Origin of the sequence: Streptococcus parasanguinis (assembly GCF_016648855.1) — a bacterium.
Taxonomy (GTDB): domain Bacteria; phylum Bacillota; class Bacilli; order Lactobacillales; family Streptococcaceae; genus Streptococcus; species Streptococcus parasanguinis_L.
In genome coordinates, this window is record NZ_JACLQU010000002.1 from 13382 (window position 1) to 32861 (window position 19480).

Genomic DNA, 19480 nt, shown 5'->3' on the forward strand with positions numbered 1-19480 from the left:
CTCTATTGATTTGTTTTGAGTCCATTAATCCCAATTTTCAGCCAAAAAGCGAAGGCATTCTGGTAGGTGCTCTGCCCACGCTTCTTCGTGGTGAATAGCACCAGATTGAATCCGAATGGCAATATGATTGAGTTCCACTCCTTGCTGGATGACGTCGTGATAATAACGAAGGGATGAATCGATATAGGCTTGCTTGATGTTTCCTGCCATCAAAGTTTTATCTGTATCATCCGCCTCTTCAGTCCCCACATAGATGTAGATCCGTTGGTCTGCATATAATTTTTTGCGTTCAATATAATGATTGAAGGCATCTTGGTGTAGCCAGTTAGCGGATGAAAAGACCCCTAAACAACCGATTTGATCTTGGTACTCTAATCCCAAGAATTGGGTAATATTTCCCCCCAAGGAAGATCCAATCATGGCCGTATGTTCTCGATCAGCAAGAGTCCGGTATTCTTGGTCGATAAAAGGTTTCACCACCTCCATGACAAATTCGCCGTACTCAACTCCCTTGCCACCAAATTGCATTCCAGGAATATTAGATTCCTTGTATTTCCAGGCAGAGTATTCATTCATGCGTTGGAAACCATCATTATCGATCGCAACGACAATCATGCGACTAATATCGGGATTCCGCTTAATGGCTGGAATCACCTTCCAGGAATGACCCGCATAAGCTTCCTTGCTATATAAAACGTTTTGCCCATCGTGGAAATAAACCACAGGGTAACGTCTATCTGTATCCGTTTCATAATTCTTAGGTAATAAGACTCGCACACGACGGAGTTTTCCGGTATAAGGCACTTTCAACTCGTGTGTCTTCATATCTAAATAAAAATAGGATTTGTTCATTGTCAGAAAACTCTCTATATTCTAAATTTTATTCATTATACCATTTTTAGAAGAAAAAGTATGGATTTTCTCCAAACTTTTTCCTTTCTTGGGTTATTTTTCCATAAATTGAGCCAAATCTTGTAAAGAACGTTCGGCAATTTTCTCATAACGTTCCTTTTTATCCCGAATGCGTGGTCCTTCTAGCTCTTTGATAATCCCGAAGTTGACATTCATGGGTTGGAAATGCTTGCTGTCAGCATGGGTGATATAGTGAGCCAGGCTTCCGATAGCTGTCGTTTCAGGGAAAATCGCTGCTTCTTCTCCTTTGAAAAGGCGAGCTGCATTGATTCCAGCTACCAAACCTGAGGCCGCTGACTCAACATAGCCTTCTACACCTGTCATTTGACCTGCAAAGAAGAGGTTCGGTTGTTTCTTAGAACGGTAGGTTTGTTCCAGCAGATTTGGAGAATCCATGTAAGAATTGCGGTGCATGACTCCGTATCTCACAAACTCCGCATTTTCCAAACCTGGAATCATTTGGAAGACCCGTTTTTGTTCGCCCCATTTAAGGTGAGTTTGGAAACCAACGATATTGTAGAGGCTGGCAGCCGCATTGTCTTGGCGCAACTGAACAACTGCATAGGGTGTCTTAAACTCCCCATCACGTGGACCTTTGTAATCATCTGGATACTCGAGTCCAACTGGTTTCATAGGGCCATAGAGCATGGTTTTGATGCCTCGTTTGGCCATGACTTCAATTGGCATACAACCTTCGAAATACTTTTCTTTTTCAAAAGAGTTGAGTGGGGCTTCTTCTGCATTAACCAAGGCCTCGTGGAAATCCATAAATTCTTGTTTGGTCATTGGGCAGTTGAGATAAGCTGCTTCTCCCTTGTCATAGCGTGACTTGAGATAGACCTTGTCCATATCGACAGTATTGACATCGATGATTGGAGCTGCTGCATCATAGAAATAGAAACCGTCGCCACCATTGAGGGCATGGATCTTTTCTGCCAAGGCATCGCTAGTTAGAGGCCCCGTTGCGACCACTGTAATGGCATCTGTCGGCAATTCCGTAATTTCATCACGAATGACTTCGATGAGCGGGTGTTGGGACACCTTCTCCGTCACTCGACTAGCAAAACCTTCTCGGTCCACAGCAAGTGCTCCACCGGCTGGTACACGAGTCGCTTCAGCTGCTTCAAGGATGACAGAACCCAGACGGCGCATTTCTTCTTTGAGTAGCCCAACAGCATTGGTGAGAGAATCCCCGCGAAGAGAGTTGGAACACACTAACTCAGCAAAGTTGTCTGTTTTGTGTTGCGGAGTGGATTTCACTCCCCGCATTTCATAAAGCTTGACCGGAATTCCCTGTTGGGCAATCTGGTAAGCTGCTTCAGAGCCAGCAAGGCCCGCACCGATCACATTGATATAAGATTGAGACATGACACTAATACCTCTTTGGGTATCAAAACACCCCACTGGACTGTTAGACACCCACAAATCTTTCTAATTTTCTACTTGGTCCATTATACCAAAAAGCCAAGTAAAAAGACAGGGAGGTTTTTCCTTCCTGTCTAGACTTTAACTATTTATTTTCTTATAAACACAACCAAGCTCCTAAGAGGGCTGATAGGATACTGAATAAGGACCCGATCAAGTAATACTCCGCAAAGGCTGGATTTTCCGAAATTTTATTGTAGCGGGCGATGGATTTGGCCGTAAATACTAGGCCGATAGAAGCAAATTGTCCATAGACGAGACAGGCGCCAATCACCAAACGCTCTAAAAAGCCAATCATGGAACCAGCCCCAGTGATCGTATCCATTTTCTTCTTGCTGGTGGGTTGATACTTGGCAAACAGAATTTTAAAGGCAATATTGCTTGGTTTCCCAACTAGGAGGACATAAAAGATCAGATTTAAAGTGTCCAAGGGTAGATAGGTCGTCCCATTCTTCGCTCCCATAAGGACTAGACACGTCAAGATGCCAATATGCAAGACTTGATCCAAGGCAAAGGTCCATGCGGTTGGTAATTTCAGTTGCTTCTGCACGATCGGTTTTAAGAAATCTATTCCAGCATGAGTCAGTAAAATGACCAAGCAAATCCACCACAAGTCCAGATGACAGAGAGAAACCACGATCAGAGGCAGAGCTACATATAGAATGTGAAGCCCGAGAACCTTCTTATCCTGATCCTTACGATCCGCCATCTTCTGACTTTGAAAATAATAATCCGATAACAAATGACAAATCAACAAGAGGATCAAGTATGGATTCGTTACGATACTAGTCAATCCGCTCATGGGCCTCTCCTTTCTCTAAGCTCTGAATACAAGCTAGTGCTGCTGCTCGTCCCCGTAAATAAACGCGAATACTGCTACTCTTTAAGCGCTTGGACAGGGCACTCGGGTTAAGCCCTAGCGATTGGGCCAAATCCTGCTGGCTAAAGTTTTCACTATAGACAGATCTCTTTAGCAGATTAAGTAGGATCTCTTCCTGACTCTCTCGCCAACCCGAACGTATGGCTTCTCCGGAAGCGATGAGCGCATTCACCAATGAGTCCTGGCTGTCATTACCGCTCAAAAAATAGATCTGGGTGTTGCCATAATCATTTTTCTGATGGACCAGATTAATAGCTGCACGAGCATTCCAATAGACTGGCCCATCTGCACCGATACTTTGCAGGGGATCGATATCCGTTACAATTTCTCCAAGCCCGATACCAAATCGAAGTTGAGTCGGCTTTAGTTCTGAACGCAGGGTATCAATGATTTGAAAAATCGGAGCATCCACTTTTAAAAGCGCCTGAAACTCATCGCCCAAAGTTAGGGTAAAAGCCGATGCTAGGCAGCCTTTAAAAAGCTCATTGATCTTTTGAAGTGTTTTTTCTAACTGTTTTTGCAGGTCAAAACGTTCTTGTACGATTTTGGAATCAATCACATCTGCAATCAAAGCAAGATACATAAGCCCACCTCCTTATGTCTATTATAACGAAAATAACAAAAAATGTCTATTATAACAGACATTTATAAAAATTGCCGTTATAACAGACATTGAATCATTTGAAAGTTTATTTCACTTTTTCTTCTTCGTAGTCGCCATTGCTACATACGACTTGTTTGCCGCCACCACGAACTTTTTTCTCAACTAAGTAGTGGCCACATTTTGGACAATCCCGACCGATTGGTTTATCCCAAGAGGTAAATTCACACTCTGGATAGCGATTGCATCCATAGAAGATACGGTTGCGCTTGGTTTTACGCTCGATGATTTGTCCCTGATGACAGTCAGGACATTCCACGCCGATTTCTTTGACAATGGCCTGGGTATGACGACAATCTGGGAAATTGCTACAAGCATAGAACTTTCCAAAACGTCCTAATTTAATCACCATCGGGCTTCCACAAACTTCACAATCAAAACCAGCTGGTTCGTCTTTAATTTGGATTTTTTCCATCTCTTCTTCAGCCTTTGCGACCTCTTTAGAAAATGGTTTGTAGAAAGCATCGATGACTTTTTGCCACTCTTCTTTTCCAAGTTCGACATCATCGAGTTTACCTTCCATCTCTGCTGTGAAGGTCACGTTGACAATATCTGGGAAGAATTCAACGATCAGTTTATTAACGATTTCCCCTAACTCTGTTGGTTCAAAGCGTTTGGCTACCAGCTTCACATAATAGCGTTTTTGAATGGTCTCAATCGTCGGAGCATAGGTTGAAGGACGACCAACCCCATTTTCTTCTAAGGTCTTAATCAAGGTCGCTTCAGAATATCGAGCAGGTGGTTGGGTAAAGTGTTGCTCAGGCTTGCTATTGACTTGCTTAACGCTATCGCCTTCTACCATATCCGGCAACATCTTGTTCTTATCTGAGTCGTTATAAATCGCCAAATAACCATCAAACTTCACTTGGCTTCCGTTTGCCGTATACTGAACCCCATTTTGACCTAAACGGACATTCATGGTATCAAAGACAGCTGCAGTCATTTGACTAGCTACAAAGCGGTTCCAAATCAAGGTGTAGAGCTTGAGTTGGTCTTTATCCAAGTATTTAGCAATGCTTTCAGGTGTATTGAAGACACTGGATGGACGAATCGCTTCGTGGGCATCTTGGGCACCAGAAGCATTCTTCACGCGGCTTCCATGCTTGGAATATTTCTCACCAAAGCGATCTACGATAAAGTTAGCTGCCTCATTTTGCGCAACTGGACTGATCCGTGTAGAATCGGTACGCATATAGGTAATCAAACCTTGAACACCAGAGCCAATATTGATTCCTTCATACAACTGCTGGGCGACCATCATGGTCTTACGTGTACGGAAGTTGATCTTATTTGCAGCATCCATCTGCATGGAAGAGGTGGTGTATGGAAGTGGCGCATTCCGTCGACGTTCTTTCTTTTCCACCTTTTCAACGGTAAAATCTTTGCCATCTAAGCGTTCAAGAACAGCTTTCACCTCTTCATTGGTGTTGAGCTTCATCTTCTTGCCATCAATCCCATAGAAGCTGGCTTGGAATTGCTTGGTCCCTTTTTTAAAGACGCCATCAATGGTCCAATATTCTTCCGGTTTGAAATCATTAATTTCGTTTTCGCGATCAATGATTAATTTGAGAGCAACAGATTGCACGCGCCCTGCAGAAAGTCCTTTTTTAACCTTTTTCCAAAGAATAGGCGAAATTGAATACCCTACAATCCGGTCCAAGACCCGACGTGCTTGTTGGGCATCGACCAAGTCCATATCGATTTGGCGCGGTTCTTTAAAGGCGTTTTTAACTGCATCCTTGGTGATTTCGTTAAAGACCACACGGTTTTTTTCTTTGGCATCCAAGTTCAAAATATGCGCTAAATGCCAAGAAATAGCTTCTCCTTCTCGGTCCGGGTCACTTGCGAGAAAGACTTGTTTGGCTTTTTTAGCTTCTTTTTTCAAATCATTGATCAAGGGACCTTTTCCGCGAATATTGATATACTCCGGTTCATAGTTATTGTCGAAGTCGATCGACATCGTAGATTTTTTCAGGTCCCGAATATGGCCAACACTGGCCATGACTTTGTAGTTACGACCAAGGTATTTCTCGATTGTTTTGGCCTTAGCAGGAGACTCCACAATCACCAAATTTTTCTTGGTTGTACTGCTTTTCTTTTTTGTTACCACGTTTTATCCCTCTGTATTGTATAAATCTCATTGAGTTTAATACATTTTAAGAAAGATGTCAACTAGGAACTTCTCCTATAGGAAAATCACAATTCGTATTTCAATTCATCAAGAATGTCCTGGCCTGATGTGATAAGCTTTGCTCCTTCTTGAATTAGGTGATGGCAGCCTGCAGATTTTCCATCTAAAATATTTCCTGGAATAGCGAAAACGTCTCGGCCTTCTTCCATAGCACGCTCACAAGTAATCAAACTGCCTGAACGGAGTCGCGCCTCTGCCACAATCACTGCCTGACAGAGACCAGCAATGATGCGATTTCTCTCAGGAAAATGAAACTTAAGTGGTGCCTGCCCTGGACCATACTCGCTCAAGATCAGATGGTGTTCCCCCATATGGGACTGTAATCTCTGATTGCTTTTAGGATAAAAGACATCCAGTCCCGTTCCAATCACTCCGATGGTCTTACCACCATTTCGTATACTGGCATAATGAGCTGTCGCATCAATTCCCTTAGCAAGTCCACTAACAATGACCAGTTCATTTCCAAGTTCCTTAATTATCTTCTCTACAGAACGAACCCCTTCTCGCGTGGTCTCTCGAGCTCCAACAACTGCAATCTTCGGTTTGCTTAACAGTTGCAAATCCCCTTGGTAAAAAAGGAGTACAGGAGGATTGTAGATCTGTAGCAATTCCTCAGGGTATTCTGGATCAAAAATGGATAGAGATGGGAACCGTTCAAACTCCTTGTGTAAATGGTCTTCATCTAGTTGCCGGTATTTGTCTACAAAATGAAGGATACTGCGACAGCGAGCGATCCTCGCTATCTCTTCTAAGCTTGGTAAGACTTGCTCTTTCCTACAGTAGTCCAAGACTCTCAAGACTTGCTCATTTGATAAACCGGCTTCTTTTAATTTAAAGATTTCAAATTTCTCCATGGTCACCTTCTACTTCCTCTCACTTATTTATTCGAAAAAGAAAAGAAAAAAGCTCTATTTCTAGAACTTTTTTTGATATGTCGAAGAATAAAAGTAAGATGCGGCACCAATCAAGTTGCTTTCATTATGGAAGCGAGCCGCTTGGATCGGCAAGGCCTCAAATTGTTTATGCCCTTTTTGAGAGAGCAGCTCATGGTATTGTCGACTGATCTCATCGATCAATAGTGGTTGACTACTAATGCCCCCGCCAATCGTCACTTTTTCAATCAGGAGCAATGATTGAAGATTAAAAATCAAAATTGCAATATCATGACAATATTCCTGAAACAAGGATATCAGCTCCTCATAGCCCCCTAGATCAAGAGCTTTGAAAACAGCTATACCATCTGCCTTTTCTAGGTTCAAGATGTGACTAGCTTTCTCAACAAATTGAACAGCAGAACCGGTGTTTTCCAAAAGATTGGAAATGCCTTGCAAAAAGAGTTCGCGATGAAAGCGGCGATTTTCTGGTGTTCTTTCTGCCTTATCAATAGACCGAATGTATTCTGTCAGTTGCCATCCTCTCAATAGGTCACCATTCGAAAGAAGAGCGAGGCCGACTCCTGTCCCTAAGACCAAGGTCGCACCGCAAGGACAATCTTTTAGATTGCCAAGCCTTGCTTCCGCTAAACCTGCGGCTTCTCCATCATTGAGAACAGTGACGGGTACTTGAAATGTTTGTTCGAGTCTACTTGCTAGAGGAATGCCTCGTAAATATGGAATGAGACCACCTCGAAAGACAAAGCCAAGGCTCTTTTGGATCTCACCAGGGCATGAAATGGCGATTCCCTCGATTTCTTCCCTTACGGGTGTAACGATTTCTTCTAATCCTTGCCAAAACTCCTCAATCGTAGGTGGTGTTGGGATCTTGTCTGTATGAACCAATTGATAGTCTGCGTCCATCAGACCGTACTTTATAAAGGTCCCTCCGATATCGATAGTAAATAGCATAACCTAATCCTCACACATTGATTTGACGGGTTCAAACGAACGCCGATGGATAGGGGTCACTCCCAGTTGGTCGAGGCCAGCCAGATGGTTCGACGTCCCATAGCCAGCGTTCTGAGCAAAATCATAACCCGGATATTCTCGATCAAACTCTTCCATCATCTGATCCCGAGTCACCTTGGCTACGATGGATGCTGCAGCAATGGATAAGGAGTTGGCATCCCCTTTGATGATACTAGTTTGGGAAATAGGAAGATCTAACCTCATGGCATCAATCAAAAGATGTTGGGGTTGAGGCTCTAGCTGACCAATGGCCTCCATCATGGCTAGCTTCGTAGCTTCATAGATATTAACCTGGTCTATCACTTGATTATCCTTGATGCCGATTCCGATCGCAACGGCGTTTTGGAGCACAGCTTCATAGATTTCCTTGTGTTTGGATTTTGGAATCTTTTTACTATCGTTGAGTCCGGGAATCTTACAAGCTTTCGGCAGAATGACGGCTGCTGCAACAACTGGTCCCGCTAATGGACCACGTCCCACTTCATCCACTCCTGCAATGAGCTGAATCCCTTGAGTATAAAGTTCTTTTTCATAGGCTAGCATTTTTTCCAAACGCAAATCTTCGTCCACTTGTTTTTGGAGTTCGCGTTTTCGTTTGCTGATAGCTGCTTGAACCCCCGCTCGACCATCAAGGATCAATTCTTCAAATAAGGGATGATCTAGATCGTCAATCGTTGCCAAACGCTCTTTGATTTCTTTAATCGTTGGCATCTATTTCACCTACACGATCAAGGGTATAGCGACCCAAACGACCATCACGTACATCCTTGACGAACAAGCTGTAAAAGCGATCGTAATCATCACGGAAGCCTAAGAGTTGAGTCATTTCCATGATGATTTCTGGAGCTTCCTGCTCTAAATTCATTTGCTTATAGCGTTCTTGCAACTCTTTTGGGTAGTGGGATTTAAAATACTCAAGACCAAAAATAGTCACCTCATCCATTGGCAATAACTGGTCCTTAATGGCACCCGTTAAAGCTAATTTTAGAGCCACTTCTTCATCTTCAAACTTAGGCCAGAGAATCCCTGGGGTATCCAAAATTTCAAGGTCTTTATTGGTTTTCAACCACTGTTGCCCCTTGGTCACCCCTGGTTTATTCCCAACAACAGCAATCTTTTTCCCTGCTAAGCGGTTCATCAAGGTTGATTTCCCAGCATTAGGAATCCCGATGATCATGGTGCGAAGGGTTTCAATCTGAATCCCCCGTTCCTTTTGACGGGCAATTTTATCGGCCATCAAGCTCTTAGCAGCATCTGTTACTTTTTTGACTGTTGACTGCTCTTTGGAGTTGATAGCCAAGGTTTTGATGCCTTGAGACTCAAAATAGTCCTGCCATTCTTTTGTTGCCACAGGATCTGCCAAGTCTACCTTGTTCAAAATCATTAATTTAGGCTTATCACCAACAATTTTCGTTAACATAGGATTTTGGCTTGATAGGGGCAAACGAGCATCTACCAAAACCGTCACAAAATCCACTAATTTTAAATTTTCTTGTACTTGTCTTCTAGCTTTGGACATGTGTCCAGGAAACCATTGTATAGTTGCCATGTTCTCCATTCCTTTCCAGTTCAATCTCTTCTATTATACCATGTTTTCTTCAATTCTCAGTTATTAATAAATATACTAAAAAGAAGCTACCGAAGTAACTTCTTAGTTTATAATCTAGCGAATTTGCTCAAAATGCAAATGCACAGCGATGTGGTCTCCATAGCCACTCCGTTCCAAATCACGTTGCAAGCGATAAGAAATATAGTGTTCAGCAATGGTAATATAACCAGCACCAAGTAAGCGGTGCTCAACCATTGACTGGATCATGCTGATCGTCGCACGTTCCACTTTAGCTTCTTCCAAATCCATGGCAACTTTCTTGGTCACTTGCGCCAAGTTTTGGCGAAGATCATCCGTCAAGACATAAACTGTTTGTGCTGCCTTCAAAACAGCTTGATAGATTTTATCTGGGTCAAATTCTACAACTTCACCACTACGTTTAATGACTTCCATCTTATTCTCCTTGATTATCAATATACTTCTATTATCTTAATAAATAGGGGATTTGTCAAGAATCTAAGACATCAATAATCCGGACGAAGGACCCCCGTAATGATCTCTTTAGATGCATGGTAATCCCCATCTACTACAACCTTGATGATGCGCTTCGCTTCTTCTGCTGGTGCTGGCACCAATGGCAAACGAGTTGGTCCTGCTTCAAAGCCCATATAGTTTAAGACAGCTTTGACAGGAGCTGGACTCGGATATGAGAAGAGAGCATTGACTTTAGGGATAAACTGACGTTGGATAGCCGCAGCCTTTTTAATATCGTTGTGCTCAATGGCTTGGAACATCTCATGCATTTCATCTCCATTTGTATGAGAGGCCACTGAGATCACCCCATCAGCCCCAAGGTTCATCGCATGGAAAGCATCTCCATCTTCCCCTGTATAGACGAGAAATTCTTCTGGCTTGTGTTCAATCAAATAGGCCATATTAGCTAGGGTTGTACACTCTTTGACCCCAATGATATTTGGGTGTTCTGCCAAACGAAGCATGGTTTCAGGTGTCATTTCTACTACCACGCGTCCAGGAATATTGTAGATAATAATCGGAAGATTAGATGCATCCGCAATCGCTTTAAAGTGTTGATACATGCCTTCTTGAGATGGTTTGTTGTAGTATGGGACGATAGCCAATCCTGCCGCAAAGCCACCAAAAGCATCCACTTCTTTAACGAACTCAATCGAGTCACGGGTTTCATTGGTTCCGACACCAGCGATCAAAGGAACTCGACCATTGACAATCTTTTGAACAGCCGCAAAGAGTTGCAATTCCTCATCGTGGGTCAGAGTTGGACTTTCCGCAGTCGTTCCAGCTAAGAGAATCCCGTCTGTATGATGAGCCAAGAGGTGCTCGATCAAGTCAGGAAGAGCGTCAAAATTAATGGTTCCATCTTCATGGAAGGGGGTGATAAATGCAGTGATGATTTTACAATCTTTTAAATCATTATAAGACATAGAAAAACCTTTCTCTATATAAGAAAGAGGCTGGGGCTTGCTTGCCTTTGCCTCATGATCTGTTCATAAAACAAGTTGATTCGTTAGAAAGCTGAGGAAGAAATCAAACTCTTCGAGTTGCAGATTTCTGAATCGTGACGCAGTGGTTGATTGGAACTACTCATGTTTGCAACATTCGTACTTCCTAATCAACTGTGCGGGGGGAGTATAAAAGTCCGGTGGACTTTTATAGCCTGAGCCTTAAATTATAAAAGCGAAGGAGAAATCAAACTCTTCGAGTTGCTGATTTCTGTTTCGCTCCCTACTTCAACTCAAATTTCAATTCAGCTGTTGGACGTACGAGTCCACGTTCGTGAAGAGTTTCTGCGATTTGGACTGAGTTCCAAGCGGCACCTTTAAGAAGGTTATCTGAAACAACCCACATGTGGATCCCTTTTTCAGCATCCAAGTCTTTACGAATCCGTCCAACGAAAGTATCGCGTGAACCGACCGCATTAACCGCTTGTGGGTAGATTTGGTGAGCAACGTCATCTTCAAGGACTGCACCTGGGAATTCTGCAATAGCAGCTTTCACTTCGTCAATTGGTGCCACTTCTTTTGTTTCGATGTAGACTGACTCTGAGTGTGCTGACAAGACTGGAATCCGCACACAAGTTGCTGAAACGGCAATGCTATCATCTTCCATGATTTTCTTGGTTTCATTTGTCATCTTCATTTCTTCGTATGTATAGTCATTTTCTGTGAAGACGTCGATTTGTGGAAGAGCGTTGAAAGCAATTGGGTAGTGTTTTTTATCACCACCACATGGCAAGATTTCAGCTTTGACATCACGTGGATTCACGCCATCATTCAAGACTTCCTTCAACTCACGTTGGGTTTCAAGAATCGCTCCCATACCGGCACCTGATACAGCTTGGTAAGTAGACACGATGATACGGTCCAAGCCCCATTTTTGACGAACGGGCTCAAGAGCCACCATCATTTGAATGGTTGAACAGTTTGGACAAGAGATGATTCCGTTGTGAGCATCAAGCGCATGTGCATTCACTTCAGGAACAACCAATGGGACATCCGGATTTTGACGGAAATAAGAAGTGTTATCAACCACTACTGCGCCTGCTTTCACCGCATAAGGTGCATATTTGGCAGATGTTGAACCACCAGCTGAGAAAAGAGCAATATCAACGCCTTCAAAAGCATCTTCAGTCGTTTCTTCGATGGTCACGTCTTGCCCTTTAAATTGCAAGACTTTTCCTGCAGAACGTGCTGACGCAAGGTAGCGAATTTTATCGATTGGAAGAGTTGATTCTTCCAACATTTTGATCATTTGAGCACCAACGGCACCTGTAGCACCGACAACAGCAACTGTGTATCCCATAGTAAATCCTCTTTCAAAATTTTCTAAAAATTGAGTATTTGTACTATTATACAATTTTTTGGCATAAATGAAAAGTACCAACAGTAGGAAAAAATCCTGATTCTAAGACCAGGATTGTTGATGGTTATTTATCATAAATAGCTCTTTAGTTCAGGTCATAGTTCAAGTCACTTAAATCTTTCTTACCTTGTGTTTCTTCAGCAAGAAATGGAACTTGATGGATCCCCTTTACACCTGCTACGATAGACGCCGGAAATGAAACAATTTCTTGATTAATGTGGCTGACATTACTGTTGACAATTCGCTTCGCTGCAGCAAGATCTTCATTTTCGTCAGCAATTTCCTTTTGCAAGGCCAAGAATTGGTTAGAAGACAAGAGCTCTGGATAGTTTTCACCGACTGCACGAATTTGTGCCAAGACATCATTTTGATTGGTAATGACTTGGTTAGATTCTTGGATAGATGCTCCTTGACGTAAAGCAACTAAATCAGTGAAAATCTGTTGTTCATGTTTGGCATAGGCTTTGGCTACTTTTAGCATTTCCGAAATGGTATCATAGCGTTTTACGAGAACGATATCGACCGTTCTCTTTGATTCTTCAATGGTCACTAGATAGCGATTGAGACGATTTCCTACACTAATAAACCAAATAGCCAATAGGGCAACAAATATGATTAAGCCGATAATGAGATTCATGATGCTTCTCCTTCAAAAATTGCTGTTATTTCTTTAATTAAAGCTAGTTCTCTGCATAATTTATGATATTCAGATACCAAAGATAGTTGATCAATATCTTCTGGTTTTTGGGGCGTCGGAAAGATATAGCGATCGGTATACAAAGAAATAAATAGTTTCTTGTCTTTCAAAAATACACACATGGCATTTTGAGAAATTTGTCGATCAAACCATTCCAACATCTTAGGGGTGAGAAATTTACGGGCAGACAGTTCATCCGTGCAGTAGATATTGTAATTTTCGTTATTGCGAATATCCTCGGTTTCAATCTGAACTTCATCTCCTCTGGCTCCAGGATAAACCCCATTCACCTCCCTCTTAAAAAGAAATGATTTCTTGGTCGGAACCACCCGAAGATGACCCGAGAAATTGATCGGTAGACATAAAGAGAACACTTGTCCAAGGAAATCTGTAACTTCCACATGTTCCGTCCTCGTATGACCATTAGATGTCCGGTAACGAGTCTCTGTATGATGGGCATAGAGATTTGACACCGTCAGCTCTTTGTCATCATGAAATGATAGCTCTTTGAAACACAGAAAATCAGTCGACCGAGGACATAAATGCGAGAGAGCTTCAGAAGGGATGGAACCGTCCTCTTTGATCGAAGCCTTAGGAAAAACTTCCTTTAATACAGGCGACAAGATATCATCAAGATAGATTTCATCGTTCGAACGAATTCGATCCCCAAACAAGGCTTTTCTTTTTTTATATTGTGGCCAATAATACAAACCAACCACTAAAAGGATCAAAGGAATAGCTGCAAAACGCAATAAAATGAGAGACAGTATGGCACAAATAATACCAAAAGATCGCAAAACATTCCATTGAAGATTGTTCTTCATCTGTTCTCGGATCAATCCGATTGCATCCTGAAATTGTTTGGAGTTTTCAAGATCCTCAATTTTCTGCGAATAGTCTGTAGATGCTGAATCATTAGAATGATAGAAATCTCCCAATCAACTCCACTCCTTTCTGACACGAGGCACTTTACTATATTATAACACCAACATAACTTTGTAGCAACTGTATTATAATAGTTTCGGTCCTTTGAAGGTACAAAAAAATCCTGATCCGAAGACCAGGATTTGAGGCACCTTTCGGTGAGAACCGCCGGTTCACACAACTGTTCAAGGTCCGCTCCTGCGTTACAATTGAATGTAGACCTCCTCAGCGCAAAAGGCTCCTAAGAGCCAATCGACTCATCGCATAAATCTAGTTTACCATGAACATCCACAAACTGTCAAGAAGGTAGGTACTTGCTTCCTTCTCGAATACTCAAAGGAGATAACTGCTCTCGATAGCGGTCGATAAAGGCCCCTACCCAATCCGGATTAACCTTGGAATAATTGCGTAAACTCCAGCCGATTGCCTTATTTATAAAGAACTCGCTTTGACCTAGATTATTGAGGATCACTTTTTCTAACAAATCCGTATCTGTTTTTTCTTTCCTCATAAGCTGGTGATCAATGGCAATCCGCCTCAACCAAAAGTCCTGATCCCTACTCCAATCCAGCATAACCTGCTTGGTTTCTGGATAGTGAAAAGTAATCTCTCCGATGATAAGGTCCAATTGATCTATACTGTCCCACCATGATTTGGTTTGAGCCAATTCCTTTAGCTTTGGAAAATCTTCAGGTATAAGCTCCTTCTTCTTTTTATCCAGATAATCCATAGCAATATATTGGAACTCACGGTAGGGTTGCTGCCAACACTCTTCCACAAAAGCCCAATCAATTGGATCCTTTATGAAAAGCTTAAAAAAATCTCTTTCAATCTTTTTGAGAATTGGTTTTTGAACCCCAAGAAAGCTGAATTTATTTTTCATATAAGCTTCCATTGCTGGGAGTTTCGCTGGATCAGCTTGGTCTTCTAACAATTTCAAAAGAATTTTTGTATCCATATGATTCCTCCTTTTTTACATCAAAGGTCCAATCAAAGAAAAGAGATAGCCAGCTAGACGATGAGCCATAGGCATTTTAGATAAACTTTCTAGAGTGACTTCCTCTGATAGAGCCTGGGTTTTCTCAAAATCTTCTTCAATCTTTAGCACTTCCAGAGTTTTGTAGAGATAGACCCCATCTTCAAAATTTTGATAGAGACTTCGGTAGTCTGTATTAATGGTTCCTACAACAGCTTGTTGGCTATCAGAAACATAAACTTTAGCATGGACAAAGCCTGGGGTATAACGGAAAATACGGACGCCAGCATCCAAGAGCACTTTAAAATAGGTCGTCGCAATATCAAAGGCATACTGTTTATCTGGAATCCCTGGCATAATAATCCGAACATCTACTCCTCGTTTGGCCGCGAAAGTCATAGCTCTAACCAATTCGTCATCCAAGATCAGATACGGCGTCATGATGTGAACATAATCGGTCGATGTATTCAGTAAATGAAGATAAACATCCTCAGCCACCTTATGATAAGTCAATGGTGAATTGCCATAAGGAAGAACCAAGCCCTGGCTCTTTCTTTGTTGAGGTTTTTCTTGTAGATAGCGCTCCATATCCGCTTTGTCTTCTATTCCGGTCACTGTCCACATGGTCAAAAAAAGAGCTTTTAGTGTTTGAACTGCTGAACCATCTAATCGAAGGGCCGTATCCTTCCAATGGCCAAAGCGTTCTCGTTTATTGACATACTCATCAGCGATATTAACGCCACCAGTATAACCAACCTGCCCATCAATCACTGTGATTTTTCGATGATCTCGGTAATTGTAATAGGTTGATAGAACGGGTTTGACTGGTGAGAAGGCCTGAGCTTTAATCCCAACCTTGTGTAGTCGCTCAATATAATCGTAGGACAAGGTAGTCATCTCATTCATCCCATCAAACATGACACGGACATCAAGACCTGCCTTGGCCTTCTCCTCTAAAATGGCTAAAATCTCGCCCCACATGATTCCTTCATCAATAATGAAATATTCCATGAAGATATAACGCTCCGCCTTTTTCAAATCCTCCAACAAGGCTGGAAGCATGTCATCTCCAAGTGGAAAATAGGTAACCGCTGTGTTTCTATAGATAGGAAACTGTGCTGGACTATGCTCCAAAAAATAAGCTAATTTCTGTAATTGGCGATCACTTTGGGATAAATAATCAGCAACTTCTGGATCGGTGCTTAGATAGTCGGATACCTGCACTGTAGCATCCTCAAGCCGTTTCTTCAAGCGTCTGACACCCAAATCAGCCAGTGAAAAGTAAAGCAGAGCCGTCCCAAAAATTGGAAAGAGGGCAATGATAATCATCCAGGACAGTTTGGAACGAGAATCCATGGAACGATTGAGCAAGTAAAAGAAGGTAAAGACACTCAACAAGTGTTCCCATAAGATAATGGATGGGAAATGCTCTTGTAGACTGAGATATGAAAAGACAAGAAAGGCCAATTCCAGAAAGAAGAACAGAAGAATGGGAACCTTTCGGTTAAGTAGAATTTTGGCCCATCTGGAGGGCTTTTGAGGTAACAGCCTAGCACTTTGTTCTTCAGTCATAAAGGCTCCTTTCATGTAGGGGAGACCATCACAACTTTCCGGTCTCTTTCAGTAATTTTATTAGTATCATTTTAGCCTATGAAAAAGTCAGGGATAATTAACTATTGCGATTTACAAATGTCGTGATTTCTACTGTATTTTTCTCACCGGCCCTTCGATCGTCTTTTGCATCCAGACGATATCATGCCATTTGTTAAACTTATAGCCAATCTTTGGGAAATGAGCCACTTGGACATACCCTCGCTTTTCATGCATGGAAATGCTCGCTTCGTTCGGAACTGCGATACAAGCCAGAAAGCGTAAGTAGCCTCGTGCTTGCAACTCCTCTTCTAAGGCAGTATAAAGGGCCGATCCGATCCCTTGTCCACGCGCTTCTTTTGCTACATAAATAGACAATTCAGTGGTCCAATCATAGGCAGCGCGTGCATAATAGGTCGAAGCATAGGCATACCCCACAACTTTCCCATCCACTTCTGCGACCAAATAAGGAAATTGGGTCAGCGTTTTTATGATGCGACTTTCAAATTCCTGGACAGTCGGCACATCAACCTCAAAGGTAATGGCTGTCTCTGTCACATAAGGTTGGTAAATCGCTCGGATAGCTGCTGCATCGCTGAGCTGAACGGGTCGAATCATTATGGTGGCCTCCTCATTAGATTATACCTAGTATACCGATATGCCTTCTCACTGTCAATGAAGGACTAGCAGCAAGCAAAAAATCCTGGAATTGTATCCAGGATTTCCATCCTTCTTAAACCGTTTGACGTAACCCCATCATCCGGTAAAGGAATAAAGCACTCGGAGCTTTCAAAAAGCTCTTTTGCTTGGAATTTGTTGCTTTTAAGACATAGTTAGGTTTGACTGTTTTAGTGACTGTCTTTGCTTGTTTAAGATTCAGACCGGTTTGTTTTTTAGACGGTTGAACTTTCGATGGTTGAAGGGGAACTTTCACTGCGCCTGTTTGAAGGGGTTTTTCTTTCACCTTCAAGGCTTGTACAACTGGTTTTGAAGCAGGAGCAGATAGTCCTCCTTGAGCTGAATGAGAGAGTTGACTCATGGTTTGATTATTTCTGACTTCGACATGGTTTAGGATACCTCCATTTGGATTGAGGTGATCGGTCACACCTGTATCAAATGGCGCTACAAATACATTGTCCTCAATGGTGACATTTTTAATATCTCCATAGCGCGTTTCAACATCAATCGATCCACGATGCTTGTTGTAGATATCGCTCTTCGTTCCTGTGCGCTCCAAGAGATTGTGGTGAACCCGAATCCCTTCTTCATTCAAATCAAAGTTATGGCCCTTAAAGACAGTCGTCAAGCGAATTCCAGCATCACCGATATTGTCTTTAATCCGATTGTAGGCAATCTCATGGCCTTTTCCACCAAAGATCCCAACACCACCAGCGCGCCAACCGAGTTCAATCGTATTGTGCAAGAATTTATTATTTTCTGCTACTGCCGATTCTGTCCCATCTGCAATACTTGACCAGCTGGCAAGTCCGTCATCTCCATTCCCACGGATACTAGAATTGCGGACAATCGAATTCTTAGTCCCTTGGGCGAAGTTAACTCCGTCAGCTAAATTGTTTCGCAAACGGACATTTTCTACTACTAGACCATCTGTGTACTTCATATCATTTTTGCCAGCATAATCGCCAATCCACATGCCAACTTCAAAGTGTTCGGCCCAAATATCGTGAATATGAGAGTTCTTCCCTGGTGTTCCAGAAATGGCCTTGTACTGAGCGTTTTCACCATAGCGTGAACGGAGGTTGGAGGATAGATAGACATCGCTAAATTCAACATGGTTATCTTGATGAAGGAAGTCAAAACCACCGCCACCAGCTAGGTCGCTAGTGAAATGCAGTTGGGTATGCCAGATACCAGCCCCTGAAATCTTCATATCAGAAGCATCGATACCGACTTTTCGATTGAGATTAAATCGCCCAGCTGGGATATAGACATTCTTTCCGGTTTGTTTAGCTTCATAAATCGCATCATAGAGGGCCTGGCTGTCATCAGTATCGTCGTTTGGCGTAGCTCCTTTAGAAACAATATTGATAGCATTATCCCCTTGAGCAATCGGGTCTGGAGCTTGCTCGAATTCCACAAAGTCAAGGCCGTAATGGACGTCGTCTGACCTGTTTTTCACCAGTGAAACCACATCTCCTTTTTGAAGCTGAAGGCCTGGAAGGAGGCTGTGTACTTCATCAAATTGGAACCGAGCGCGTGTATCAGCCTGGGCACTATCATGAACACCTTTGTCATTCAAGTACTGCCAGTTAGACGTGGATGAAAGATCCAATTGTTGAACACTATGACCATTCACCTGTACATCGAGTTGTCCACTGGCTCCATCTGGCACTGTATAGCGTACAGTTAAGGCATTGGCTGGTTCATTTACCTTAAAGGAGACACCATCTCCTTTTTCTTTTAAAGCGACATAAGTCTGATCAGAAGCTTCAATAGCTGTTGAGTGACTGTCTTGAGACTGCTCTACCTCTGCCTTTCCAAGGAGGTTCCCTTTGTCTGCTTCATAACGGGTGTAAGGCATAGATGCGCCATATTGGCTGGTATCTACTTGAGAGCTAGCGGGATCAGAGGTTGTCGCTTCTTGTCCTTGTGTTTGGATTTGTGTCTGCTCTCCAGCTTGATCAGCTGCCACAGATTGTCCAGTCAAAAAACAAGCCCCCATGATCGCAATCACGACAGAAAAGACTCCAAGCTTAGACTTGCGAATGCCAAAAACGATATCTTTGTTTAAATGATTCATCACACATTTCTCCTTTTATTTTTTACAACGATTCTATCCTAATAAAAAATATCATGACAAACAAGGTGAATTGTGTGAATATTCTGTATCAATTTGTTGCAGATATGTTAAC

Annotated in this window: 18 protein-coding genes; all 18 read right to left on the minus strand. The window is 42.5% G+C overall.

Annotated elements, in window-relative coordinates:
* Positions 1-24: 24 nt before the first annotated feature.
* Positions 25-852, minus strand: a complete 828-nt coding sequence (locus H7T92_RS01480; RefSeq protein ID WP_003015026.1) for an alpha/beta hydrolase — start codon at positions 850-852, stop codon at positions 25-27.
* A gap of 93 nt (positions 853-945) precedes the next feature.
* Entirely contained in the window at positions 946-2280 is a 1335-nt protein-coding gene (gene trmFO, locus H7T92_RS01485) for a methylenetetrahydrofolate--tRNA-(uracil(54)-C(5))-methyltransferase (FADH(2)-oxidizing) TrmFO (protein ID WP_003014968.1), read from the minus strand.
* A 154-nt stretch (positions 2281-2434) separates the two neighbouring features.
* Positions 2435-3139, minus strand: coding sequence for a DUF3307 domain-containing protein (locus H7T92_RS01490; RefSeq protein WP_014713334.1), 705 nt, complete (start codon positions 3137-3139; stop codon positions 2435-2437).
* Positions 3123-3800: a SatD family protein gene (locus H7T92_RS01495; RefSeq protein ID WP_014713335.1), complete on the minus strand. Its 678-nt coding sequence runs from the start codon at positions 3798-3800 to the stop codon at positions 3123-3125. Before H7T92_RS01495 ends, H7T92_RS01490 begins: the two co-directional genes overlap by 17 nt.
* 106 nt (positions 3801-3906) lie before the next feature.
* Positions 3907-5988 (minus strand): type I DNA topoisomerase, encoded by a 2082-nt coding sequence (gene topA, locus H7T92_RS01500; RefSeq protein WP_045759471.1) that lies wholly within the window; start codon positions 5986-5988, stop codon positions 3907-3909.
* An 86-nt stretch (positions 5989-6074) separates the two neighbouring features.
* Positions 6075-6923 carry a DNA-processing protein DprA gene (gene dprA, locus H7T92_RS01505; RefSeq protein WP_049473183.1) on the minus strand — a complete coding sequence of 283 codons (849 nt, stop codon included), beginning with the start codon at positions 6921-6923 and terminating at the stop codon, positions 6075-6077.
* A gap of 60 nt (positions 6924-6983) precedes the next feature.
* Positions 6984-7913, minus strand: coding sequence for an ROK family protein (locus tag H7T92_RS01510; RefSeq protein WP_201036806.1), 930 nt, complete (start codon positions 7911-7913; stop codon positions 6984-6986).
* Between the two features lie 3 nt (positions 7914-7916).
* Entirely contained in the window at positions 7917-8684 is a 768-nt protein-coding gene (locus H7T92_RS01515; RefSeq protein WP_201036807.1) for a ribonuclease HII, read from the minus strand.
* Positions 8671-9522, minus strand: coding sequence for a ribosome biogenesis GTPase YlqF (ylqF, locus tag H7T92_RS01520; RefSeq protein WP_201036808.1), 852 nt, complete (start codon positions 9520-9522; stop codon positions 8671-8673). Before ylqF ends, H7T92_RS01515 begins: the two co-directional genes overlap by 14 nt.
* Positions 9523-9636: 114 nt before the next feature.
* Positions 9637-9975, minus strand: coding sequence for an ATP cone domain-containing protein (locus tag H7T92_RS01525; protein WP_070594830.1), 339 nt, complete (start codon positions 9973-9975; stop codon positions 9637-9639).
* A gap of 71 nt (positions 9976-10046) precedes the next feature.
* Positions 10047-10982 (minus strand): 4-hydroxy-tetrahydrodipicolinate synthase, encoded by a 936-nt coding sequence (gene dapA / locus H7T92_RS01530; RefSeq protein ID WP_201036809.1) that lies wholly within the window; start codon positions 10980-10982, stop codon positions 10047-10049.
* 301 nt (positions 10983-11283) lie between these two features.
* Entirely contained in the window at positions 11284-12360 is a 1077-nt protein-coding gene (locus H7T92_RS01535) for an aspartate-semialdehyde dehydrogenase (protein WP_049473189.1), read from the minus strand.
* A gap of 145 nt (positions 12361-12505) precedes the next feature.
* Positions 12506-13057 carry a LemA family protein gene (locus H7T92_RS01540; protein WP_195190001.1) on the minus strand — a complete coding sequence of 184 codons (552 nt, stop codon included), beginning with the start codon at positions 13055-13057 and terminating at the stop codon, positions 12506-12508.
* The gene (locus tag H7T92_RS01545; protein ID WP_049523003.1) at positions 13054-14055 is read right to left on the minus strand and encodes a DUF3137 domain-containing protein; all 1002 of its coding nucleotides are present in this window, start codon (positions 14053-14055) and stop codon (positions 13054-13056) included. The genes H7T92_RS01540 and H7T92_RS01545 overlap by 4 nt, the downstream gene beginning before the upstream one ends.
* Positions 14056-14339: 284 nt before the next feature.
* Positions 14340-14999 (minus strand): DNA alkylation repair protein, encoded by a 660-nt coding sequence (locus H7T92_RS01550; protein WP_201036810.1) that lies wholly within the window; start codon positions 14997-14999, stop codon positions 14340-14342.
* A 15-nt stretch (positions 15000-15014) separates the two neighbouring features.
* A complete protein-coding gene (cls, locus tag H7T92_RS01555; RefSeq protein WP_201036811.1) occupies positions 15015-16589 on the minus strand; it encodes a cardiolipin synthase in 1575 nt (524 codons plus the stop codon).
* 129 nt (positions 16590-16718) lie between these two features.
* Complete coding sequence (locus H7T92_RS01560; RefSeq protein WP_155167729.1) at positions 16719-17225, minus strand: GNAT family N-acetyltransferase; 507 nt, start codon at positions 17223-17225, stop codon at positions 16719-16721.
* A gap of 115 nt (positions 17226-17340) precedes the next feature.
* Positions 17341-19368, minus strand: a complete 2028-nt coding sequence (locus H7T92_RS01565; protein ID WP_155199630.1) for a glycosyl hydrolase family 28-related protein — start codon at positions 19366-19368, stop codon at positions 17341-17343.
* Between the last annotated feature and the right edge of the window lie 112 nt (positions 19369-19480).